Source organism: Oleiphilus sp. HI0043 (genome assembly GCF_001634935.1).
Genome location: NZ_LWEY01000462.1, coordinates 1 through 692 on the forward strand (window position 1 = coordinate 1; position 692 = coordinate 692).

The following is a 692-nucleotide window of genomic DNA, read 5'->3' on the forward strand; positions in this document are numbered from 1 at the left end:
GAGTTTTAAAAACAACGCTGCTATACCAACCCCTTTAGCAGCGAAGTTTCACCCGCCCTGTTTATCAGATACTAATCTAATTAAACTTGGTGGGTATTTTTTTGCCTCAAAATCCAGGCAGCAAATTTCAACGCTGCTTTGCAAGATGGCCAAGAATATGGCGAGATAACTCTTCGTATTTTTCTTGAATAACCCAGTGGCCCGCTTCCATCTCAATAACCTCATACTCAGCACTAACCAAGTCACGCGTACCCACAACCCCCGAGCGCTTTAACGCTACATCCTGATTACCCCATATAAAAGTCGTTGGTACATCAACTTGTCCAATGTTTAAACCGACATCAAATGCTGGAAAGTTTGCGCGATACCAGNTTAAAGCGCTCGTTAGTGCATGCTCTTGTTTGAGGATATTTAAGTAGTGTTCAGTTTCTGCATCCTCATGACTAGTCCAAACAGCTCGCAATTTTTCATAATCATTTTGAGCTAAGACATATTCGGGTATGGTCTTTTTCTGAAAGAAGCGAATATAGTCACTTGATTCGTATTGATCCGGATCTTCTCTGTAGGCCTTTCCGAAAGAATCAATATGAGGCACTGAAATAGCCACATAACTGATCACACGATCGGGATAGTCAGCCGCGAGCTTCCAACCCACACCAGCACCCCAATCATGGCCCACTAAGTGAAATTTC

1 protein-coding gene is annotated in these 692 nt (G+C 43.0%); it reads right to left on the bottom strand.

Annotated features, from left to right (window positions below; genetic code table 11):
- Positions 1–127 precede the first annotated feature (127 nt).
- Positions 128–692: alpha/beta fold hydrolase (locus A3729_RS05880; RefSeq protein WP_156497717.1), on the bottom strand; the 565-nt coding region annotated here is incomplete at its 5' end.